Source organism: Streptomyces sp. NBC_01176, assembly GCF_045039825.1.
In the GTDB taxonomy this organism is placed as follows: domain Bacteria; phylum Actinomycetota; class Actinomycetes; order Streptomycetales; family Streptomycetaceae; genus Streptomyces.
Map to the genome: position 1 here is coordinate 2,159,891 of NZ_CP108600.1, position 21,266 is coordinate 2,181,156.

Sequence of the window (21,266 nt, forward strand, 5' to 3'; positions counted from 1 at the left end):
AGGGCGGTCCATGCACGCGTCTTTGGTCGTCACCGGCCTGCGGAAGGTCTACGAGGGCTCGGGACGCCGCGTGGAGGCGGTCCGTGACCTCACGTTCACCGTGGACACGGGTGAACTGGTCTGCCTGGTGGGCCCGTCGGGCTGCGGAAAGACCACGCTGCTCAAGTGCGTGGGCGGGCTCCTCACACCGACGGCGGGCGAGGTACGGCTCGCCGGGCGTCCGGTCAGCGGGCCGCCGCCCGGCATGGCGTTCGTGTTCCAGGAGTACGGGCGCAGCCTCTTCCCCTGGATGCGGGTCGGGGAGAACGTCGAACTCCCGCTGAAGCAGAAGAAGCTGAGCAGGCTCCGGCGGCACGAGCTGGTCGCCGACGCGCTGGAGTCCGTCGGTCTGTCCGACGCCGTGGGGGCCTATCCGTGGCAGCTGTCCGGCGGGATGCAGCAGCGGGTCGCGATCGCGCGGGCGCTGGCGTACGAGCCCGAGGTCCTGCTGATGGACGAGCCGTTCGCGGCGGTCGACGCGCAGACCCGCGCCGATCTGGAGGACCTGGTCCGCCGGCTGTGGCGGCAGCGCGGGATGACCATCCTGTTCGTGACCCACGACATCGACGAGGCGGTCTACCTGGGCGAGCGGGTCCTGATCCTCTCCGCCTCCCCCACCGTCGTACGGGAGCAGCTGAAGGTCGACCTGCCCGAGGAGCGGGACCAGCTGCACACCCGGGTGGCCCCGCGCTTCGCCGAGTTGCGGACCCAGGTGTACGAGCAGATCCAGGCGGCGAAGCGCGGGACGGAGGTCACGAGGACAGATACGCCTCCACTTCACTGAACTGGGCCGCCGGCCAGGCGGTGTTGGCGGTGACGTTGACCCGGAGGTAGCGCAGACCGGTACCGGCCGGCAGCGCGATCGTCACCGTGTTTCCGGTCGCCGGGTCGAAGCGGTAGCCCTGTGAACCGACCACCGTGGAGTAGGCGGAGCCGTTGGTGCTGCCCAGCACGGACAGGGTCTCGGTGCGCGCGCCCCACGCCGAGGACGGCGGCAGCTTCAGGACGAGCCGGCGGACCGCCTGCGAGGAGCCGAGGTCCACCGTGATGGCCTGTGGGAAGGCGTTGTTGCTCGACTCCCAGTAGCTGCCCGTGTCTCCGTCGACGGCCTTGCCCGGCGTGTAGACGTCCTGGGAGCCGGTGGCGCTGGCCGGACGGCCCTTGGCCAGGTTGGCGTTCTGGTCCGGGGGCGGGTTGCCCTGGCCCGGCTGCGGCCAGGCCGAGCAGTCCGACCAGGTGCTGCTCCAGCCGGAGTTGCCGCCGGCGTCGGTGACGGTGAAGCTGCCCGAGCCGCTCGGGTACGGGCAGTTGTAGACGCCGGCCGAGCCGACGCCGGTGGCCTGGACGTTGCTGAACCTCGCCGAGCCGGGTGTCTCGGCCTGGACGACGACCGTCCCGGTGTTCTTCACGGTCGCCCCGGTCACGTTGATGTTGCTCGTGGGGTAGCCGTGACCGCCTCCCGAGACGAACTCGAAGGCGCTGTAGGGGCTGTCGGTGACCGTCGTGTTGGTGATGTTGACGGTGGCGTTGATCGCGCTGTCGTAGGAGTCGACGCGCAGCGCGCCCATCGGGTGGTTCCAGTTGGGGTTGATCGCCCCGGTCCGCACGAGCGTGTTGCCGTCGACGGTGATCGTGCCGGCCAGCGGGGAGAAGGGGTCGAGGAACTTCTGGTTGGAGACGGCGATGCCGCTGCCCAGCGCGTTGGTGTCGGAGACCAGGTTGTTCCTGACGCTGATGTCCGTGCCGCCGTAGATCGCGATGCCGTTGGCGAGGTTCGGCTGCGAGATGGTGTTGCTCTCGAAGCTGGAGTTGCTGTCCGCGCCGTTCAGCGACCACATGGCGAGCGAGTCGTCGCCCTGGTTGCGCAGGAAGTTGTTGCTGACGCGGACGCCGTGCGCGTTGCCGTTGAGGTTGAGTCCGTCGGCGGTGGTGTCGAGGATGCGGTTGTTCTCGACCACCAGGTTGTCGTTGTTGCCGGTCAGCCACAGGCCGACCTTGACGTGCTGGATCCACATCCCGGAGACCGAACTACCCGGGCCGAGGGAGCCGTTGACGAAGTTGTCCGGGTTGGAGTCGACGCGTTCGGTGACCTCGCCGATGACCGCGAAGTCCTTGAGGTGGACGCCGCCCGAGGAGTTGCTCTGGTCGAGGAAGCGGGACGCGTGGACGACGGAGTACCAGCCGCCGGCACCCTGGAGGGTCACGTTCTGGACGCCGCTGAGCGAGGACGTCACCCGGTAGTCGCCCGGCGGGATCCACACGACGCCGCCCTGGGCGGCGGAGATCGCGTCCCGGAAGGCCTGGGTGGAATCGCCCTGGCCGCTGGGGTCCGCGCCCTTGTCGGTGACGGACACCGACCCCGCGGGCCGGGCCGCGGCGGCGGCGACCTGCTCGAAGTCGGCCACGTCGACGGTGACCTGGGTCGAGGTGGCCTGGAAGGCGATCCTGTCGCCCGCCTGGACGTTCTGGCCGAGGAGCAGCCGGGCGTTGTCGAAGAAGTGGTGCTGCTTGGCGCCGGCGATCCAGGAGGTGTCCACGTAGGAGTACTTGGAGGTCACGGCGAGCGTCTTGGAGATCCTGGTGCCGTTCACGTACACGTCGAGGGTGCCGGACTGGCCGTCGGGGACGCTGTAGGAGACGTTCACGGCGTTGGCCGCGCGCGGGGCGGTGAACTCGACGCGCTGGCCGGCCGACAGACGTACGGCCTGCCGCCCGGAGGCCTCCGAGGCGAGCGTGCCCTGCGTGTAGTCGGGGCCCACCTTCGTCCCGGTGGTGGTGGCGGACTCGGCCTCGACCGAGGTGAAGGGGAGGCTCGCGCCCGCCGCGGCCACCGCGGCGTGGACCGTGGTGGCGCCGAGCATGCCCGCGGCGAGGGCGGCGGCCGCGGCGCACGCCAATGGCGTGCGCCTGACAGTTCTTCTGCTGTGCATGTGCTGATCCCTTCGAGGTGGGGGGCGGGGATAGCGGTGTGCGGTTCGGCGGTGTCAGGCGCGCAGCCACACCGCCGTGTCCGGCGGGAGAAAGCCGTCGGCGTCCAACGGGCTGCTGCCGAGCAGGAGTTCGGAGTGTTCCGGGAGCTCGACCGGACGGTCGGCCAGGTTGACGACGCAGAGCAGACCGTCCGCGCGGGCGAAGCCGAGGACGCCCTCGTCGGCGGGCAGCCAGCTGAGCGGGCCGTCGCCGAAGCCCGGTTCGGTGCGGCGGACACGAAGCGCGGCACGGTAGAGGCTCAGCATCGAGGTGGGGTCCTCGGACTGGCGGTCGGCGGCGTAGTCGGGCCAGTCGGCCGGCTGGGGCAGCCAGGGGTCGCCGCCGAAGCCGGCGTACGGGGCCTCGGCGTCCCAGGGCAGTGGGACGCGGCAGCCGTCCCGGCCCGGGTCCGTGCCGCCGGAGCGGAAGTACATCGGGTCCTGGATGCTGTCGAGGGGCAACTCGACCTCGGGCAGCCCCAGTTCCTCGCCCTGGTAGACGTAGACGGCACCGGGCAGGGCGAGCGAGAGCAGGGCGGCGGCGCGCGCCCTGCGGGTGCCGAGAGCCAGGTCGGTGGGGGTGCCGAAGGCCTTGGCCGTGAAGTCGAAGCCGGTGTCCGTGCGTCCGTATCGGGTGACCGTGCGGGTCACGTCGTGATTGCACAGCACCCAGGTGGCGGGCGCTCCGACGGGCGCGTGCTCGGCGAGGGTCTCGTCGATGGAGGTGCGCAGCCGTGCGGCGTCCCAGGGGCAGGACAGGAAGGAGAAGTTGAAGGCGGTGTGCAGCTCGTCCGGGCGCAGGTAGCGGGCGAAGCGCTCGCTGTCGGGGAGCCAGACCTCGCCGACGAAGATGCCGTCGTAGGCGTCGGCGACGGACCGCCACGAACGGTAGATGTCGTGGAGTTCGTCCCGGTCGACGTACGGGTTAGGGTCGCGGCCCTCGACGTAGTCCGGCAGGTCGGGATCCTTGGCGAGCAGGGCGGCCGAGTCGATGCGGACACCCGCCACGCCCCGCTCGAACCAGAAGCGCAGGATCTCCTCGTGCTCCTGGCGGACCGCCGGATGCTCCCAGTTGAGGTCGGGCTGCTCGGGGGTGAAGAGGTGGAGGTACCAGTCGCCGTCGGGCAGCCGGGTCCACACCGGTTCCGCGGAGCCGACGAACTGGGACGGCCAGTCGTTGGGCGGGAGTTCGCCGTGCTCCCCGCGTCCGGAACGGAAGTGGAACAGCTCGCGTTCCGGGCCGCCGGCCAGGGCCGCCTGGAACCAGGGATGCTGGTCGGACACGTGGTTCGGCACGATGTCGACGAGGGTACGGATGCCCAGTTCCCGGGCCTCGGCGATGAGCTTCTCCGCCTCGGCGAGCGTCCCGAAGGCCGGGTCGATGGAGCGGTAGTCGGCGACGTCGTAGCCGCCGTCGGCCATGGGTGAGCGGTACCAGGGGTTGAACCACAGGGCGTCCACACCGAGTTCGGCGAGGTAGGGCAGTCTGGCGCGGACACCCGCGAGGTCGCCGGTGCCGTCGCCGTCGCCGTCCGCGAAGCTGCGGACGTACACCTGGTAGATGACGGCTGAACGCCACCACGCGGACTGATTTCGGGCAGGGCGGGGCTGTCCCACGGTGCGTTGCCTTTCGTTCGAGGAGGTCACGTACAGGCGTCAGCCCTTGGTGCTGCCCGCGCTGATCCCGGCGATGATGTGCCGCTGGAACACCAGGAACATCACGACCATGGGGATGCTGGCGATCACCATCGCGGCGATGAGCACGGTCAGTTGGATGTTCTGCGACAGCTGGACGAGCGCCACGCTGATGGGCTGCTTGTCGGTGTCGGAGAACACCATCAGCGGCCACAGGAAGTCCTGCCAGACGGCGACCAGGGCGAAGATCGACACGACTCCGAGGACGGGCCGGGACATCGGCAGCACGATCGACCACAGGGTGCGCAGCTTCCCGGCGCCGTCGATCTCGGCGGCCTCCAGGACGTCGCGCGGGATCTGGTCGAAGAAGCGTTTGAGGAGATAGAGGTTGAAGGCGTTCGCGACGGCCGGCAGCCAGATGCCGAGCGGTGAGTTCAGCAGACTGGTGTGGATGAGGGGCAAATCCGCGACGGTCAGGTACTTCGGGACCACGAGCGCCTGGGCGGGAACCATCAGGGTGGCGAGGATGCCGCCGAGGACGACCTTGCCGAAGGCGGGCTTCAGCTTGGACAGGGCGTACGCGGCGGCGGTGCAGAAGACGAGCTGGAGGAGCCAGGCGCCCGCTGCCTGGACGACCGTGTTCCACAGGTGCGTGGGCAGGTCCATCAGGTCCCACGCGTCGGTGTAGCCGCTCAGGTGCCACCGGTCGGGTATGAGGGTCGGCGGCGTGCGCGTCACCTCGTCCGGCGACTTCATGGCGCCGGTCACCATCCAGTAGACCGGGAACAGGAAGGCCACCGCGAAGAGGAGGACGACACCGCTGAAGACCGTCCAGTAGACGGCCTTGCCGCGCGGGCGGGCCAGGGTGAGCGGGGAGACCAGGGTGCGGGTGCTCATGCGTCGTCCCCTTCCGAGCGGGTCAGCCTCAGGTAGACCGCGGAGAAGGCGCTGAGCAGGACGAGCAGCATGACGCTCAACGCGCAGGCTCCGCCGAAGTCGTTGTAGAGGAAGGCGTACTTGTAGATCAGGTAGAGCACCGTGACGGTCTTGTCCTCGGGACCGCCACCGGTGATCACGAACGGTTCCGTGAAGACCTGCATGGTGGCGATGATCTGCAGCAGCATCAGCATGAGGATGATGAAGCGGGTCTGCGGGATCGTCACGTGCCGGATGCGCTGCAGGAGGCTCGCGCCGTCCAGCTCGGCCGCCTCGTACAGCTCGCCGGGGATGCTCTGGAGCGCGGCGAGGTAGATGAGGACGGTGCCGCCGAGGTTGGCCCAGGTGGCGACGATCACCAGGGAGACGAGGGCGGTGTCGGCGCCGTTGGACCAGTTCGAGGTCGGCAGGTGCAGAAAGCGCAGCGTCTCGTTGGCGAGGCCCGCTCCGGGATCGTAGAACCACTTCCACAGCAGGGCGCTGACCACCGGCGGGATCATCACCGGCAGATAGACCACGACGCGGAAGAAGGCCTTCGCGTGCCGCAGTTCGTTGAGGACCAGGGCCATCACGAAGGGGACGGCGAAGCCGATGAGCAGGGCGATGAGTGTGAAGGTGAGGGTGTTGCGCCAGGCCGCGGTGAACTCCGGGTCGTGGAAGACCCGGGTGAAGTTGGCGGTGCCGACCCACTCGCCGCCGCTGCCCGGCGTGTACTTCTGGAAGGCGATCACGACCGCGCGGATCGCCGGGTACCAGGAGAACAGCGCGAAGCAGAGCACGCCGCCGATCAGGAAGGCGTAGGCGCGGGACTGGTCGGCCAGGCGCCGGCGCCACGGTCCCCCGGGCCGGCGCCCGGCCGACCGCGGCACCTCCGGCGCGCCGACGGCGGCCGGAGGGAACGCTGCGGGGGGCTTCGATGCGGTCTTCATGAACGGTGTCAGCCTCGGGCCAGGATGGAGTCGATCTTGCCGGAGGCGTCCTTGAGGAGCTGGTCGACGTTGGCGTCCTTCTTGGTGAGGACCGCGGACACCGCGCCGTCGAGGACGGAGTAGATCTGCTGGGCCTGCGGCGGCTCGATCTTCATCTGCAGGCTCTGGTTGCCGTCGAGGAAGCCCTGGTAGTTCTCCACCGGCACGTTCGCGTTGGCCTTCTTGACCTCCTGGTCCTTGGCGTCCGCGGCACCGGTGAACAGACGCGGCTCGGGCAGACCGACCGGGGCGTTGTTCTGCTTGGCGCGCGCGTAGTCGCCGAGGAAGCCCTTGCCGGGCGTCAGGAACATGTGCTCGAGCCACTTGAGGCCGGCCTTGATCTGGGCCGGGGAGTCCTTCTTGTTGAACATGTAGCCGTCGCCGCCGACGAGCGTGCCCTTGCCGCCCGGCATGGGCGCGAGGGCGAGGTCCTTGTAGTTGCCGCCCTTCTCCTTCACCAGGATCGGGATGTTGTCGGGTGCGGAGAGGTACATGCCGAGCTTCCCGGAGCCCATCATCTGCTGGACGTCGTTGAGGACGAGAAGCTGCTTGGTGCCCATGGAGTTGTCGGCCCAGCGCATGTCGTGCAGGTTCTGCAGGACGGCCTTGCCCTCGGGGGTGTCGATGCTGGACTTCTTGCCGTCCGGAGTGACGACGTCGCCGCCCTGCGAGTAGAGCTCGGCCGTGAAGTGCCAGCCGCCCTGGTTCTGGGCGCTGTAGTCGGCGTAGCCGACGGTGCCGCCGCCGAGCGCCGCGATCTTCTTGGCGTCCGCGCGCACCTCTTCCCAGGTGGCCGGCGGCTTCTCGGGGTCGAGGCCGGCCTTGGTGAAGAGCGCCTTGTTGTAGATGAGGCCCATCGAGTACCCGGTGCGCGGGACGCCGTAGATCTTGCCGTCGACGGTGTAGATGTCGCGCAGTTGCTGCTGGAGGGTGCCGTAGCTCTTGAGGTCCTTGACGTAGGACGTGATGTCGGCGGCCTGGTTGATGTCGACTACGTGTTTGGCGTCGGTGAAGTACGTGTAGAAGACGTCCTCCATCTGGCCGCCGGCGAGCTTGGCGTCGAAGGTCTTGGGATCCTGACACGGGAACGCGTCATGGGCGACGACGTCGATGTCCGGGTTGGCCTTCTCGAAGGCCTTGACGTCGGCCTCGAAGAACGAGCGGTCGACCTTGGCACTCTTGGGCGGCTCGCAGTTGACCGTGATGCGGGTCTTGCCACCCGCGGAACCGTCGTCGTCACTCGAACCGCAGGCGGTCGCGGTGAGCGCGAAAGCGGACGCCGTGAAGACGACGAAGGTACGGCGGAACCCGGGACTTCTCATCGGTGGACCCCTTTGGGCAGGAGCGGTTGGGCGCCTTGGGCAGGAGCGGTGGGCGCCGCACACTCAAGCACCGCCGACAGGGGTGCGCAAGATGTCACGCAGAATCTGTAATTATTTGACAGAGGAATGGATCTCAGCGGCGGGGCGCTTGCGTGGCCGGACGGCGCCCACGACAGGGTGCTCGCGCGCCGGACCGCCTCTCAGTGACGAGGCGCTTGCGCGGTCGACCCCCGCACCACCAACTCGGGCTCGAACAGGAGCTCTTCGGGAGTCACGCTGCTGCCGCCGATCTGGGCGTTCAGCAACTCCACGGCCGCCCTGCCCATGGCCTCGATGGGCTGCCGCACGGTGGTCAGCGGTGGTTCGGTGCAGTTCATCAGCGCGGAGTCGTCGTACCCGACGACCGACACCTGTGACGGCACGTCAAGTCCCTTGCGGCGGGCGGCCCGCACCACGCCGAGGGCGAGCGGGTCGCTCGCGCAGATGAAGCCGGTGACCCCGCGGTCGATGAGCCGGGAGGCCGCCGCCTGACCGCCCTCGATGGAGAACATGGCCCGGCCGATGTGCTCGTCGGGCAGGTCGGGGGCGAGACTCCGCACCGCGGCCAGCTTCCGGCCCGAGGGAATGTGGTCGGCGGGCCCGAGCACCAGACCGATCCGCTCGTGGCCGAGCGAGACGAGGTGCCGCCAGGCCTGTTCGACGGCCACCGCGTCGTCGCAGGAGACGCCCGGGAATCCGAGGTGCCCGATGGCCGCGTTGACCAGCACCACCGGGATGTTGCGCTCCGCGAGCTGCCGGTAGTGATCGTGGGGCGCGTCGGCCTGCGCGTACAGACCGCCCGCGAACACCACACCGGACACCTGTTGCTGAAGCAGCAGGTCCACGTAGTCCGCCTCGGAGACCCCGCCCTTGGTCTGGGTGCAGAGCACCGGGGTCAGACCGAGCTGCGCCAGCGCTCCGCCGATCACCTCGGCGAACGCCGGGAAGATCGGGTTCTGCAGCTCGGGCAGGACGAGACCCACCAGCCGCGCGCGTTCACCGCGCAGCTGGGTGGGCCTCTCGTAGCCGAGCACGTCGAGCGCGGAGAGCACTGCCTGCCGGGTGGAGTCGGAGACGCCGGGCTTGCCGTTGAGCACCCGGCTGACCGTGGCCTCGCTGACCCCGACCTTTTTCGCCACCTGAGCAAGTCGTCGTGTCATGAGCGCAAGAATACCGCAAGAAATGCAAACGACTTGCGTAATCAGGCCATCGACGAACCGGCCGCCCACAGGCCCCGGACATGTCCGAGATGCCGGGTCATGACCCTGCGCACGGCCTCCCCGTCCCGGTCCAGCAGCGCTTCGAGGAGCTCGAGGTGCTCCTCGGCGGAGTCCTGGAGACGGCCCGCCTCGACGAGGGCGTTGAGTCCGTAGAGGCGGGAGCGCTTGCGCAGATCGCCGACCACCTCCACCAGATGCGCGTTGCCGGCGAGGGCGAGCAGGCCGAGGTGGAAGCGGATGTCCGCCTCGACGTACGCGATCAGGTCACCGGCCGCCGCCGCGGTCACGATCTCCCGGGCGGCCGGGCGCAGGGCCTCCAGGGAGACCGGGTCGGCGGTGGTGGCCAGCCGCACCGTGGTGGGGATCTCGATGAGTGAGCGGATGTGCGTGTACTCGTCCAGCTGCTTCTCGGAGACCGCGGTGACCCGGAACCCCTTGTTGGGCACGGTGTCCACCAGGCCCTCCTTGGCCAGGTCGAGCATGGCCTCGCGCACGGGCGTCGCCGAGACGCCGAAGCGGGCGGCGAGCGTCGGCGCGGAGTAGACCTCGCCGGCGCGCAGTTCGCCCGCGATCAGCGCGGCCCGCAGGGCGTCGGCGACGCGCTCGCGGTAGCTGCTCTTCTTGCCGCCCAGCGTGGGCAGGGCGGCGGGAGCGGCGGAGGGTGCGCTGCTGCGCTGGGCGGGCATGGGGTGTCTCCTCGTACGGGCCGGTGCGCCGAGCTGCGCGCACCGGCTTGTGCAATGTCACGTGCCACCAGTATCTCCCGGGGGTCTACAGGATGAATCCGGCCGGGAACGGATCGGAGGGGTCCAGCAGGTACTGGGCGGTGCCGGTGATCCACGCGCGGCCGGTGAAGCTGGGCAGCACGGCGGGGACGCCGGCGACCTCGGTGGTGCCGAGCAGCCGTCCCGTGAACCGCGTCCCGATGAAGGACTCGTTCACGAACTCGGTGTGCAGCGGGAGTTCGCCGCGCGCGTGCAGTTGGGCCATCCGCGCGCTGGTGCCGGTGCCACAGGGCGAGCGGTCGAACCAGCCGGGGTGGATCGCCATCGCGTGCCGGGAGTGCCGTGCGGTGGCGCCGGGCGCGTACAGGTGGACGTGGTGGCAGCCCCGGATGGTCGGGTCCTCGGGATGGACGGGTTCGTCCTCGGCGTTGATGGCCTCCATGAGCGACAGGGCCGCCTTGAGGATGTCGTCCTGGCGGGTGCGGTCGAAGGGCAGTCCGAGCCGCTCCAGTGGCAGGATCGCGTAGAAGTTGCCGCCGTACGCGAGGTCGTAGGTCACCGTCCGGCCGTCGGCCAGGGTGACCTTCCGGTCGAGGCCGGCCGAGAAGGACGGCACGTTCTTGAGCGTGACCGCCCTCGCGGCGCCGTCCTCGACCTCGACCTCGGCGACGACCGGGCCGGCCGGGGTGTCGAGCCGGATGGTCGTGACGGGCTCGACGACCTCGACCATGCCGGTCTCCACCAGGACGGTGGCGACGCCGATGGTCCCGTGCCCGCACATCGGGAGGTAGCCCGAGACCTCGATGTAGAGCACCCCGTAGTCGCAGTCGGGACGGGTGGAGGGCTGTAGGACGGCGCCGCTCATCGCCGCGTGGCCACGCGGCTCGTTCATCAGCAACTGCTTGATGTCGTCGCGGTGTTCGCGGAAGTACAGCCGCCGCTCGTTCATCGTCGCGCCCGGGATGGTGCCGATGCCGCCGGTGATCACGCGGGTGGGCATTCCCTCGGTGTGCGAGTCGACGGCGTGCAGGACGAGCTTGCTGCGCATGGGATCCCTAACTCCTGGTGATCGAGAGCGGTGGGGGGCGGCGGGGCGGCTCAGCCGAGGCCGGCCGCGACGGCCTTCTCGGTGGCCGCGCGCACGGCGGCCTCCTGTTCGGGCAGCAGCGGAACACGGGGCGGCCGCACCGGGCCGCCGGGCCGGCCGACGATGTCCATGGACAGTTTGATGGCCTGGACGAACTCGACCCGGGAGTCCCAGCGCAGCAGCGGATGCAGCTGCCGGTAGAGCCGGCCGGCCGTGTCGAGGTCCCCCTTGACGGCGGCGTGGTAGAGCTCGACGCCCGCCGCGGGCAGTGCGTTCGGGTAACCGGCCACCCAGCCCTTGGCGCCCGCCGTCGCGAGTTCCAGGAGGACGTCGTCCGCCCCGATCAACAGGTCCAGTTCCGGGGCCAGTTCAGCGATCCGGTAGGCGCGTCGCACATCGCCGGAGAACTCCTTGACACCTTGGACGAACCCTTCCGCGTGCAGCTTCGCGAGGAGTTCGGGCACCAGGTCGACCTTGGTGTCGATCGGGTTGTTGTAGGCGACGACCGGGACGCCGACCTCGGCGACCGCCGCGTAGTGGGCGAGGACGGAACGCTCGTCGGCGCGGTAGGCGTTGGGCGGCAGCAGCATGACGGACTCGCAGCCGGCGTCGCGGGCCTGTTCGGCCCAGCGGCGGGCCTCGGCGGAACCGTAGGCGGCGACGCCGGGCATCACCCGGGAGCCGCCGACCGCCGACACGGCCGTCTCGACGACCCGCGCGCGCTCCTCCGGCGTGAGCACCTGGTACTCGCCCAGCGAGCCGTTGGGGACGACTCCGTCGCAGCCGTTCTCGACGAGCCAGGCGCAGTGCGCGGCGTACCGGTCGTGGTTCACGGAGAGGTCGTCGTTCAACGGGAGCGCGGTGGCGACGAGGACGCCGCGCCAGGGACGGTTCTCGGTGGTGGTCATCAGCGGTTCCCTCTCGATGGGGTGTGACATTTCACTGACTGCCGTGCTGTCGGTCAGTCGTCCGTCGGCTCCCCGGCCGCGGCGAGCACACCGAGCGGGACGGGGCGCGCCAACAGCCGTCGTGCGGGGGTCTGTTCGCAGCCGGCGAGTCCGGCGACGGCGGGCTCGCACATCCGGCCCTGGCACCAGCCCATCCCCGCGCGGCTGAGCAGCTTCACGGTGCGTACGTCGCCCGCGCCCAGTTCGTCGACGGCCGCCCGGACCGTCCCGGCGGTGACCTCCTCGCAGCGGCAGACGACGGTGTCGTCGGTGACCCGCTCCGCCCACCGCGCGGGCGGCGCGTAGACGGCGTCGAGCGCGGCGGAGAACGCCCGCAGCCGCGTACGGGACCTGGTGGCCGCGGACCGGTCGCGCGGGTCGGGTTCCGCGCCGCGCAGCCGGGCGGCGATCGAGTGTCCCGCGATGTGGCCCTCGGCGAGCGACAGGGCCGCGCCGCCGACGCCGGTGGTCTCGCCCGCGGCCCACACGCCCGGCACGTCGGTCCGCTGCTCCTCGTCGACGTGTACCCGCACGCCCTCGACGCGGCAGCCGAGCGCGTCGGCGAGGTCGGTGTGCGGCAGCATGCCGTGCCCGACCGCGAGCGTGTCGCAGGGGATGCGCCGCTCGGTGCCGGGCCTGACGTGTCCGTCGGCGTCGAGCGCGGCGACGGTCACGGCGTCGAGCCGTTCCTCACCGTGCGCCTCGACGACGGCGTGCCGCATGCGCAGGGGAACGCGGTTCCGCAGGAGCCGGGCCGCGTACCCGGCGCCTTCGGCCGCCTTTCCCGGCTCTGCCGCCAGCGCCCCCGCACGGCGCAGGAACGCCCGCGGGTCGGCCGACTCGACGAGCGCGGCGACCTCGACCCCGGCCGCGGCCAGGCCGGTCGCCACGGGCAGCAGCAGCGGGCCGGTGCCGGCCACGACAGCCCTGCGGCCGGGTACGACGAGCGTCCCCTTGAGCATCGCCTGCGCACCGCCCGCGGTGACGACGCCGGGAAGGGTCCAGCCCGGGAAGGGCAGCACCTTCTCGTAGCCGCCGGTGGCGAGGAGGACCGCGTCGGCGCGGACCGTGCCGGGCTCCTCCTGGAGGCGTCCCCGCAACGCGTGCACGACGAAGCCGCCGGTGCCCGTGGGCAGGTGCGCCGTGCCGGAGCGGTCCACGAGCCATACGTGATGGTCGGTCAGGTGCGTGATCGTGCCCGCCTCCATCTGGAGGGCCAGTGCTCGCGACAGCCGTTCCCAGGTGCGCCACCCGTGGTGCAGGGCCCGCGGGCGCCTGGCCCGCAGCCCGGCCGTGGGCTGCCGGTAGAACTGTCCGCCCGCCCGGGCGGCCGAGTCGATCAGGGTGACCCGAACCCCTCGCCCCGCCGCGGCCAGGGCGGCGGCGAGGCCCGCCGGCCCCGCGCCGATCACCGCGAGGTGCGCCCGCTCAGCCGTCATGTCCGGTCCCCTCCTGCGTACGGATCGTGTCGCCCGGTCGCACCGGCACCAGACAGGCCCGTTGGTTGGGGCGGTCGTTGACGGTCACCAGGCAGTCGAAGCAGACGCCGATGCCGCAGAGGACTCCGCGCGGCCGCCCCGAGCCGCGGGTGGTGCGCCAGGAGGTGATCCCCGCCGTCCACAGCGCGGCGGCGACGGTCTGACCCGGCAGCGCCGTGACCGCGCGGCCGTCCAGGGTGACGGTGAACGCGGGCCCCGGCTCGGCGCCCACCAGCTCCAGGGGATTCACACGGCCTCCTGCGCGAAGCGGTCGGGCCTGAACGGCGTGAGGTCCAGATCGGGTGTCCCCCCGGTGAGGACCTGGGCGATCAGATGCCCGGTGCCGGCCGCGAGACCGATTCCCGCTCCCTCGTGCCCGCAGGCGTGGAAGAGTCCGGGCACCCGCGGGTCGGGGCCGATCGCGGGCAGGTGGTCGGGCATGTACGGGCGGAATCCCAGGTACGTCCGCAGGGCCCGGACGTCCGTCAGGAACGGGAAGAGCCGGATCGCCCCCGCCGCCAGCGCCCGTACGGCCGGCAGCGAGAAGGAGCGGTCGAAGCCGACCCGTTCGCGGCTCGCGCCGATCAGCACCGGTCCCGCCTCCGTCCCCTCCACGACGGGCGAGGTCTGCAGCGCCGCCGAGTCGCTGGCCACGTCGGCGACGTAGTCCGCGGCGTACACCTTGTGCCGTACCCGCCGCGGCAGCGGCTCGGTCACCAGCACGAAGCCGCGCCGGGGCAGCACGGGCAGCCGTACGCCCGCGAGCGCCGCCACCGCGGAGCCCCAGGTCCCGGCCGCGTTCACCACCACCGGCGCGTACAGGTCACCCTTGTCGGTCCGCGCGCCCCGGACCGACCCGTCCGCCGCGCGCAGCACCTCGGTCACGGTCCGGCCGGTGAGCAGCCGCGCGCCCGAAGCGCGCACGAGATGGGCGGCGGCCAGCGCCGGCATCACCTGGGTGTCCTGCGGGTAGTGCACGGCGCCCGCCAGGCCGGGCGCCAGGTGCGGTTCCAGATCGCGGAGTCGGTCCGCCGGGACCGGTACGGCCGAGACACCGGCCGCCCGCTGTCCCGCCGCGAAGCTCTCCAGCGCGGTCAGTCCCTCGGGCGTGGCGGCCACCACGACGCCGCCCTTGGCCTCGTACTCGATGGCGCCGCCCAGTTCTTCCCCGAGTCCGGACCACAGGCGTCCCGACAGCAGCGCGAGATCGAGCTCGGGGCCGGGCTCCTTGTCGGAGACGAGCAGATTGCCCTCACCCGCTCCGGTGGTGCCGCCGGCCACCGGGCCGCGGTCCACGAGGGCCACGTCGAAGCCCGCCCGCGCCGCGTAAAGGGCACAGGCCGAGCCCACCATTCCGGCTCCGACCACCACGACATCGCAGGTCAGTCCCTTGCTCACATCAGTACTATGTCACATGCTTCTCTACGGGGGAACAGTGCCGGGACCCGCCCGGACCGATGGACCGACCGACCGACAGAAGAGGTGCCCACCGTGGCCGAGGCCCGGAAGAACGGTCTGTACCGAGAGATCTCCGAGGAACTGTCCGCCTTGATGCGAACGGGCTGGGCGGACACCGAGCGCCGCGACGTGCAACCCGTCGAGCAGGCACCGTACGCGGCCCGCCGCCGCGCAGCGCTGGGCGCGCTGTTCCCCGGCGAGCGACTCGTCATCCCCTCCGGAACCCTCAGGGTCCGCTCGAACGACAGCCACTACCCGTTCCGCCCGTACACCGGCTACGTCCACCTGACGGGCGATCAGTCCCGGGACTGCGCCCTGGTCCTGGAACCCCGGCCCGAGGGCGGTCACGACGCGTACTGCTACCGGCTCCCCCGTGACGGCCGGGACACCGACGGGTTCTGGACCGGCATGACCGCCGAACTCTGGACGGGCCGCCGCCGCTCCCTCGCCGAGTCGGAGCGCGAACTCGGCCTGGTCTGCCGGGACATCCGCGCACTCCCCGAGCAACTGCGGGACACCCGGACACCGACCCGTGTCGTACGCGGCCACGACCCCGCGCTGGACGCCACGCCCGGCGCGAACGACGAGCGGGACGCCGAGCTGGAGGAGGCGCTGTCCGGTCTGCGGCTGGTCAAGGACGCGTGGGAGATCGGCGAGATGCGCCGGGCCGTGGACTCCACGGTGCGTGGGTTCACCGACGTGGTGAGGGAGTTGTCCCAGGCGGTGGCCACCTCGGAGCGCTGGATCGAGGGCACCTTCTTCCGCCGCGCCCGGGTCGAGGGCAACGACGTCGGCTACGGCTCCATCTGCGCCGCGGGCGAGCACGCCACGATCATGCACTGGACGGACAACGACGGTCGGGTCCGCCCGGGCGAACTGCTCCTGCTCGACGCGGGCGTGGAGACCCGCACCCTCTACACCGCCGACGTCACCCGCACCCTCCCGATCAGCGGCACGTTCAGCCCGCTCCAGCGGAAGGTCTACGACGCGGTGCACGAGGCGCAGGAGGCCGGGATGGCCGCGGTGAAGCCGGGCGCCCGGTACCGCGACTTCCACGAGGCGGCCCAGCGGTCCCTGACCGAACGGCTGGTGTCCTGGGGCCTGGTCGAGGGGCCGGCCGAGCGCGCGTACGAGCTCGGCCTGCAGCGCCGCTTCACCATGGCGGGCACCGGTCACATGCTCGGCCTCGACGTGCACGACTGCGCGCAGGCCCGCAACGAGGACTACGTCGACGGGGTGCTGGAGCCGGGCATGGTGCTGACCGTCGAGCCGGGCCTCTACTTCCAGCCCGACGACCTGACCGTGCCCGAGGAGTGGCGCGGCATCGGCGTCCGGATCGAGGACGACCTGCTGGTCACCGCCGACGGCCACGAGAACCTGTCGGGCGCTCTGCCGCGCTCGGCCGACGAAGTCGAGTCCTGGATGCGGGAGTTCGCCGGCTAAGGGCGGTCCCGTAATCCCGGTGGATCAGCGCGCGGCGTCGGATGCGGTGCGTCGCAAGGCGGAGGGTCGTCCTCGTACCGGGTGCATTAGGGCGATCCGACAACGCGGCGAGGCGCCGTAAGTGTCGTCGTGCGCCCGCCCGGGATCACGGGACAGCCCTTGGTCGGACACGCCCGGTGCCGGGACCCCGGCACCGGGTGTCAGACGACCCTGAGGTGGGTGCCGCCGAGGCGCGTCCGGGCGAACCTGCGCGGGGGCTGCGCGCCGCGGCGCGTCTCGCGCAGGACCAGGGTCATCCGCGTGTAGCCCATGTCCTGGAGGTTCTTGGGGGTCTCGTCGACGATCCGGCAGTCCGTGCGCCCCCAGCGGGGGTCGGGGTGGATCAGCGGCCGTACCGCCCCGTCGTGCTCGACGGCGTCCTGGCCCACCGCGCGGATCCAGTGCGGCAGGCCGTGCCGGTAGGCCGCCTCCATGATCGGGTCCTGGGCGATGTCCCGGCGGATCGACTGCAGCCCGCGGTCCTGCCCGTCCCGCTCCACGGCGGCGGCGAAGTGGGCCAGCATCGGCAGGCACCAGCTCGCCTCGTGCTCGCCGAGGACGGTGGCCGCGTCCGGATGGAAGAGGACGAACCGGAGGAAGTTGTCCCCCGGCATCGCCGTCGGATGAGGGCCGACGCCGCCGAAAAGTGTCTGGAACGCGGCGTTGGACAGGACGACGTCCCAACGGTGGTCGAAGACGACGGAGGGGAACGGCACGGCATCGAGGAGGCTGGCGTAGTCCTGGAGATACGCCTGAGCCTCGGGGCTCTCGGGGACAGGTCGCGGCTGGGACCGCTGCCTTCCTGCCTGGTACGCCATCGGGAGGTCACCCCTCTTGCCTATGCGGCCTTCACGCGGCGCCCCGATCCTGATGCCCCGAGCTCAGTCGTGTCAACTATCGTGGCATTTGGCGCTTGTTGACGGCTGATTCGCGCCACAGTTGTGGCGAGACCTGGATGTGAGTTCGAGCGAGCGACTAGTCTCCGGGGGTCCTGAGCATCATGTGAAAGACCTGAGAGAGACGTAGGAGATCTGTCGGTGACGGATGGCTTCGAAGTTCCGGGCGCCACGGCGACGGTTCTGCTGCCGGCCGTCGTGGCCCGGGTCACCGCGCTTGCCGACCGGCTCGGTGTGCAGCACACCGAGGTTTTCGACGTACGGCGCCTTTCGGCGGAGTCCGGCGTTCCGGAGCCCGTGGTGCGGGCACTGCTCGGCGGCCGCCCAGCCGGCGAGCCCGATCTGCAGGCCCGCTTCCTGCAGCGTCTCGACCTGCTGCGCCGCACCCGGCTCAAGCCCAACGGGCGCAGATACACCCAGCAGGAGATCGCCGACGGCGCGGGCATGTCGCGTCAGCAGGCGGGCGCTCTCATCAACGGCGACCGGCGCCCCACCATGGAGCACTGCGACGCCATCCAGCGCTTCTTCCGGGTGCACGCGGGATTCCTGACGGCCGAGGACTCCGAGGCGCTCGTGGGTGCCCTGCAGCGTTCCGAGCAGGAGCTGCTGCAACAGCTCGCCGACCGCGAGCGCGAGGCGGCCGCGGCGGCCGACGACCCGCTGGAGAGACTGCTGCAGGACCACGGCGTCCGCGGCATCGCCTGGCGGGCCGCCCAGTTGCCCACCGACCAGCACCGCGACAAGGTCGCCGAGTGGCTGGACATGCTCTTGGAAAGCGTCAAGCGGCCCGAGTCATGAGCCGGGGGAGAACCGTGGGCATCGGAAGGGACATGCGCCGACTGTGCGGCGAGCTGGTCGCGGAGCTCTCGCTCCCCGCGCCGGCGGAGCCCGCCACCCTGTACGCCGCCCTGTGCGACGCCATGAGCAGACGCCGTGGCCGCCCCGTCCGGTTCCGTACGGCCGTGTTCCCGCCCGGTACCGCCAGCGGGCTGTGGCTCGACATGGCCGAGCAGGACCTGGTCGTCATCGAGGAACGCACCGCCCCCGACCACCAGTTGGTGATCCTCGGCCATGAGCTGTGGCACATGAAGGCCGGGCACCGCGGCCACCATGTCGAGGGCGCGGCCGTGGCCGCCCGTCTGCTCAGCGACGACGCGGACCTGCAGGCGACCGTCCTGAAGGTCGCCGCGCGCACCCGGTTCGACCTCGCGGACGAGAAGGAGGCCGAGAGCTTCGGTCTGCTGCTCGCCAGCAAGTGTCGTACGTGGCTGGCCGGTTCATCGCTGCGCGGGCCGGTGAGCCGGGACGGTCTGGCCGGCCGGATCGAGGCGTCCCTCGGCTATCGCGGACCGCAGGGCTGAGGACACTCTCCAGGAATGGACGGATCCAGCTACTACGTCCCGGCGGTCGCCATGGGCGTCGCCCTGGCCGTGAAGGCGCCCACCCTGATCCGGGGCTGGCGCGACCCGCTGCTGAGGTCCGTGGGCGTCCTGCTGGCGCTGGCCTGCCTGGTCTTCCTCTTCGCGGCACCGCCGACCATCGGTGAGGTCAACGACCTGACGGGGATCCCCAACGTCTCGGCGCCCCTCGTCTACTGCCTGCTGACCGCTTTCAGCGCCTCCTGTCTGGTGCTGATCATCAACTGGCGCGGCGGACCCGCCGAGGTGACCCGCCGGCTCTCCCGTCGCTGGATCACCGGGTACGGCGTGGTGAGCGTGGCGCTGGTCGTGCTGTACCTGCTCGGGGACTGCCGCGAGGAGCGGCTGCGCGACCTCGACACCTACTACGCGAACACCCCGTTCATCCGCGAGATGATCGTGCTCTACCTCGCCTCGCTGACCGTCGCGGGCGTCGCGATGAACGTCATGTGCTGGCGCTGGGCACTGCAGGTGAGCGGCTGGCTGCGGGCCGGACTGCTGACGATCGCGTTCGGCTTCCTCTTCAACATCCCTTACTCGGCACTCAAGTTCATCGCCGTGGGCGCCCGCTGGAACGGCACCGACCTGGACAGCCTGAGTACCGACGTGGCACCGGTGCTGGCCTCGGTCGGAGCCCAGGTCAGCGCGGTCGGCTTCCTGCTGCCGCTGGCCTGCCAGCGCATCGGGGACAGCTGGTGCACCTGGTCGACGTACCGCCGGCTCGGGCCGCTGTGGCGCGAACTGAAGTCGGTCTCGGCCCACGAGGACCGCGCCGTGCGGATCTCGTGGTGGTCCCCCGCCGAACTCCAGGTCACCCAGCGGGAGTCCGACATCCACGACGGCATGCTCGGCCTGTACCCCTACTTCGACTCCGAGGCGCGCGCCCTCGCCTACGACGCTGCCGTGGCGGCGGGCTCCGAGCCCGTCCAGGCACAGGCCGAGGCCGACGCGGCGATGGTGACGGCGGCGGTACGGGCCAGGGCGGCCGACCCCGAGGGCCGGGTCATCAGCGCGGCGGAGGCGGCCACCGCCCCCGTCGGACCCGGGTCCGCACACGCCTACCCCGACGGGCCACGCGACCTCGTGCGGATGTCGATGGCCCTGCGTCAGTCACCCGTCGTCGCGGCCGCCCGAGGGCGCGCCGCCACCAGGTCAGAGAGCGACTTCCATGAGCAATCCCGCTAGCGCCCCCCGGGGCGCGGCAGCAGACGACCGCGCCCCGGCCTCCGGTCGGGCCGTCGTCATCGGCGCCGGGCTGGCCGGCCTGCTGGCCGCCGCGGCCCTGCACGCGTACGCCGACGTCACCGTCGTCGAGCGTGACGTCCTGCCCGCCGGGCCCGAACCGCGCAAGGGTCTGCCCCAGGCCCGGCACGCCCATCTGCTGTGGTCCGGCGGCGCCCGCGCGATGGAGGAGCTGCTTCCCGGTGTGACCGCCGCCTGGCTCGCCGCGGGCGCCCGCCGGATCCCGCTGCCGACCGGACTGGTCACCCTGTCGGCGCGGGGCTGGCTGCGGCGCTGGCCCGAGATGGAGTTCATGATCTCGTGCAGCCGTGATCTGCTCGACTCGGTGCTGCGCGAGCAGGTCGCGGGCATGGAGCGGGTGACCGTCCTGGACGGTACGGAGCTGCTCGGGCTCGAGGGGGACGCCTCCCGGGTGACCGGTGTGCGCGTACGGACGTCCGACGGCGCCGAGCGTGTTCTGGAGGCCGATCTGGTGGTGGACGCCTCGGGACGCGGCTCGCGGTCGACCGCGTGGCTCGACGCGCTGGGCGTCCCGCAGGCTCCGATGGACGAGGTCGACTCCGGACTCGCCTACGCCAGCCGGGTCTTCCGGGCGCCGGCGGGCACCGCGGAGTACCCGGTGGTCAATGTGCAGCCCGACCCGGCGCAGCCCGTGCCCGCGCGGTCCGCGACCATCGTGCCGCTGGAGGGCGACCGCTGGCTGGTGACGCTCTCGGGCACCCGCGGCGGACAACCCACCGCCTCGGCCGAGGAGTTCGAGCTGTTCGCGCGCGCTGTCCGGCATCCCGTGGTGGGCGAGCTGATCGCGCACGCGGAGCCGCTGACGGACGTCGTGCTCACCCGCAGCACGATCAACCGGCGGCGCTTCTTCGAGAAGGTGCGGGACTGGCCCGAGGGGTTCGTCGCGCTGGGCGACTCCGTCGCCACGTACAACCCGGTCTACGGGCACGGCATGTCGGTGGCCGCCCAGGGTGCGGTGGCGCTGCGCGGGCAGGTGGCCGAGCACGGGACCGCGGCTCCCGGGCTCGCGCGGCGGGTACAGCGAGCGGTGGGGCTCCCGGTGACGATCGCCTGGGAACTGGCCACGGGAACCGACATCCGTTACCCCGACGCGATCGGCGAGCAGCCCGGCGTGGCGCGGAAGCTGCTCGGCCGCTACGTGGAACGGCTGACGCGGACCGCGGCAGGACGCCCACTGGTCGCCGAGGCCTTCCTCTCCGTGATCACCCTCTCCGCGCCGCTGACCGTGCTCGTCAGACCCCGGGTGCTCTTCGAGGTGCTGCGCGGTCCGCGGCGTTCCCCGCTGACCGAGCCGCCGCTCACGCCCGACGAGCGCGCGGCGGTGCTCGGCGCGCCGGAGCCCTCGGTGGCACCGGCCGCGGGCTGACCCGCGCGGGACGGCGCC

19 protein-coding genes are annotated in these 21,266 nt (G+C 71.3%); 6 read left to right on the top strand and 13 right to left on the bottom strand.

All coding sequences use genetic code 11. The features are described from left to right. Positions 1-10 precede the first annotated feature (10 nt). The gene (locus tag OG199_RS09115) at positions 11-823 is read left to right on the top strand and encodes an ABC transporter ATP-binding protein (protein WP_356804215.1); all 813 of its coding nucleotides are present in this window, start codon (positions 11-13) and stop codon (positions 821-823) included. Here OG199_RS09115 and OG199_RS09120 read toward each other — a convergent pair. From OG199_RS09120 to OG199_RS09175, 12 genes are all read right to left on the bottom strand, one after another. After that, positions 792-2,969, bottom strand: a complete 2,178-nt coding sequence (locus tag OG199_RS09120) for a discoidin domain-containing protein (RefSeq protein WP_405828971.1) — start codon at positions 2,967-2,969, stop codon at positions 792-794. The genes OG199_RS09115 and OG199_RS09120 overlap by 32 nt on opposite strands. 54 nt (positions 2,970-3,023) lie before the next feature. Further along, positions 3,024-4,625 carry a glycoside hydrolase family 13 protein gene (locus tag OG199_RS09125; RefSeq protein WP_405828973.1) on the bottom strand — a complete coding sequence of 534 codons (1,602 nt, stop codon included), beginning with the start codon at positions 4,623-4,625 and terminating at the stop codon, positions 3,024-3,026. A gap of 39 nt (positions 4,626-4,664) precedes the next feature. Continuing rightward, positions 4,665-5,540 (bottom strand): carbohydrate ABC transporter permease, encoded by an 876-nt coding sequence (locus tag OG199_RS09130; protein ID WP_356804220.1) that lies wholly within the window; start codon positions 5,538-5,540, stop codon positions 4,665-4,667. Further along, positions 5,537-6,508 (bottom strand): sugar ABC transporter permease, encoded by a 972-nt coding sequence (locus OG199_RS09135; protein WP_356804221.1) that lies wholly within the window; start codon positions 6,506-6,508, stop codon positions 5,537-5,539. The genes OG199_RS09130 and OG199_RS09135 overlap by 4 nt, the downstream gene beginning before the upstream one ends. A gap of 8 nt (positions 6,509-6,516) precedes the next feature. After that, on the bottom strand, positions 6,517-7,869 hold the full coding sequence (locus tag OG199_RS09140; RefSeq protein ID WP_356804223.1) for a sugar ABC transporter substrate-binding protein: 1,353 nt from the start codon (positions 7,867-7,869) through the stop codon (positions 6,517-6,519). A gap of 200 nt (positions 7,870-8,069) precedes the next feature. Continuing rightward, on the bottom strand, positions 8,070-9,068 hold the full coding sequence (locus OG199_RS09145; RefSeq protein WP_356804224.1) for a LacI family DNA-binding transcriptional regulator: 999 nt from the start codon (positions 9,066-9,068) through the stop codon (positions 8,070-8,072). A 41-nt stretch (positions 9,069-9,109) separates the two neighbouring features. Beyond that, complete coding sequence (locus OG199_RS09150; protein ID WP_356804225.1) at positions 9,110-9,814, bottom strand: GntR family transcriptional regulator; 705 nt, start codon at positions 9,812-9,814, stop codon at positions 9,110-9,112. A gap of 85 nt (positions 9,815-9,899) precedes the next feature. Next, entirely contained in the window at positions 9,900-10,901 is a 1,002-nt protein-coding gene (locus OG199_RS09155; RefSeq protein ID WP_356804226.1) for a proline racemase family protein, read from the bottom strand. A 50-nt stretch (positions 10,902-10,951) separates the two neighbouring features. Further along, a complete protein-coding gene (locus OG199_RS09160) occupies positions 10,952-11,848 on the bottom strand; it encodes a dihydrodipicolinate synthase family protein (protein ID WP_356804228.1) in 897 nt (298 codons plus the stop codon). Positions 11,849-11,901: 53 nt separating this feature from the next. Next, the gene (locus tag OG199_RS09165; protein ID WP_405828976.1) at positions 11,902-13,326 is read right to left on the bottom strand and encodes an FAD-dependent oxidoreductase; all 1,425 of its coding nucleotides are present in this window, start codon (positions 13,324-13,326) and stop codon (positions 11,902-11,904) included. Next, a complete protein-coding gene (locus tag OG199_RS09170) occupies positions 13,316-13,615 on the bottom strand; it encodes a (2Fe-2S)-binding protein (RefSeq protein ID WP_356804231.1) in 300 nt (99 codons plus the stop codon). The genes OG199_RS09165 and OG199_RS09170 overlap by 11 nt, the downstream gene beginning before the upstream one ends. Further along, entirely contained in the window at positions 13,612-14,763 is a 1,152-nt protein-coding gene (locus tag OG199_RS09175; protein ID WP_401805106.1) for an NAD(P)/FAD-dependent oxidoreductase, read from the bottom strand. Before OG199_RS09175 ends, OG199_RS09170 begins: the two co-directional genes overlap by 4 nt. Before the next feature lie 93 nt (positions 14,764-14,856). Here OG199_RS09175 and OG199_RS09180 point away from each other — a divergent pair, with 93 nt between their 5' ends. Beyond that, entirely contained in the window at positions 14,857-16,266 is a 1,410-nt protein-coding gene (locus OG199_RS09180) for an aminopeptidase P family protein (protein ID WP_405828979.1), read from the top strand. Positions 16,267-16,466: 200 nt separating this feature from the next. Here OG199_RS09180 and OG199_RS09185 read toward each other — a convergent pair whose 3' ends face one another. Then, positions 16,467-17,123, bottom strand: a complete 657-nt coding sequence (locus OG199_RS09185; RefSeq protein WP_405828981.1) for a hypothetical protein — start codon at positions 17,121-17,123, stop codon at positions 16,467-16,469. A gap of 219 nt (positions 17,124-17,342) precedes the next feature. Here OG199_RS09185 and OG199_RS09190 point away from each other — a divergent pair, with 219 nt between their 5' ends. The 4 genes from OG199_RS09190 to OG199_RS09205 are packed head-to-tail and all read left to right on the top strand — an operon-like array spanning position 17,343 to position 21,248. Next, positions 17,343-17,999 (top strand): helix-turn-helix transcriptional regulator, encoded by a 657-nt coding sequence (locus OG199_RS09190; RefSeq protein WP_266703710.1) that lies wholly within the window; start codon positions 17,343-17,345, stop codon positions 17,997-17,999. Positions 18,000-18,031: 32 nt separating this feature from the next. After that, positions 18,032-18,562 (top strand): toxin-antitoxin system, toxin component, encoded by a 531-nt coding sequence (locus tag OG199_RS09195; RefSeq protein WP_356807152.1) that lies wholly within the window; start codon positions 18,032-18,034, stop codon positions 18,560-18,562. A 15-nt stretch (positions 18,563-18,577) separates the two neighbouring features. Then, a complete protein-coding gene (locus OG199_RS09200) occupies positions 18,578-19,804 on the top strand; it encodes an MAB_1171c family putative transporter (protein WP_266703708.1) in 1,227 nt (408 codons plus the stop codon). After that, positions 19,788-21,248 (top strand): FAD-dependent monooxygenase, encoded by a 1,461-nt coding sequence (locus tag OG199_RS09205; protein ID WP_405828983.1) that lies wholly within the window; start codon positions 19,788-19,790, stop codon positions 21,246-21,248. Before OG199_RS09200 ends, OG199_RS09205 begins: the two co-directional genes overlap by 17 nt. The last annotated feature ends 18 nt before the right edge of the window (positions 21,249-21,266 follow it).